This window comes from Neobacillus drentensis (assembly GCF_036962765.1).
GTDB classification, from domain to species: domain Bacteria; phylum Bacillota; class Bacilli; order Bacillales; family Cytobacillaceae; genus Neobacillus; species Neobacillus drentensis_C.
This window is the reverse complement of record NZ_JBALOS010000073.1, coordinates 23,734-24,709: the sequence shown is the minus strand read 5'-3', so window position 1 is coordinate 24,709 and position 976 is coordinate 23,734. Positions and strand designations below refer to the sequence as shown.

Annotated in this window: 1 protein-coding gene; it reads right to left on the bottom strand. The window is 31.4% G+C overall.

The features are described 5' to 3' along the window. Window positions 1-329: 329 nt before the first annotated feature. On the bottom strand, window positions 330-824 hold the full coding sequence (locus tag V7137_RS11100; RefSeq protein ID WP_335698146.1) for a hypothetical protein: 495 nt from the start codon (window positions 822-824) through the stop codon (window positions 330-332). Between the last annotated feature and the right edge of the window lie 152 nt (window positions 825-976).

The window sequence follows — 976 nt, the reverse complement described above, 5'->3', positions numbered from 1 at the left end:
AAGGCAATATACAGCCAAACAGGTTTTTCGTTCGGGATAACTTATGGGTTTGGTATGCTACTTTCCAGAAGAATAAAGTTAAATTGCCAGTTAAGGTAACAGTTTATGATGCAAATGGTCAAATTATTTTTGGAGGAAATGAAAAGGAATAGTAAGCTGAATAAATTGGTTCATTTTATTTCAGCACATACCTCGTAGAAGCAGCCTGGACTTTTATAAATGTATGAAAATGGTTTTTCACACATAAAAAAAGACCACCTGACCGGCGGCATTTATCTTCAACTAACGTACTGTGTTAGTTGAAGAAAGTGCTGTATAGGGTTTTAATATTAAAACTTTTTGTTGAGTTTGAAGCTTCTAAACATATTAATTTGCTTAATATTTTCTATAGCAAATTGAAAACCGTATAGGAGAACCGCTCTAAAAAGAAGTAATACGGTTAATTGGATTGGTTTTAATCGGACTAAAGACACTATTCCTAACCGTTTTAATAATTTCATTCCTGGAAAAGCAAACAAGAAATGGGCAATTGCATTGGTAATCATAAATAATGTTAGCTTGCCATAAGTGAGTTTTAGACTCCATAGAGCAGAAAGAAAGTAAGGACCCAAAATAAAAGGAATATCTCCATCAATTTTAGGATGAATACTATTATAAAACCGCCACCAATTTTTTTTCTTTGCAGTAATATTATTTATTTTTATGACAAAGGCGATAAATATAGTTGCTGGAAGAAACCGTTTTATTGTACTTCGTCCCAATAATGGAAGCGAAAACCAGGGAAGAATCATCATAAGTATTAATAAAAATCTTGTATTCTTCAAAATTAACGCACCTCCTATTTCTCTAGGATGTGCAACAATAATAAAAAATATTAGCAACATATATTTTTCACTTTTCCTATAAAATGAGGATGGAAAAAATAGCTTTAATACATTGGGATGACTTAATCAATGTTTTTTTATTTGGCTCTGTT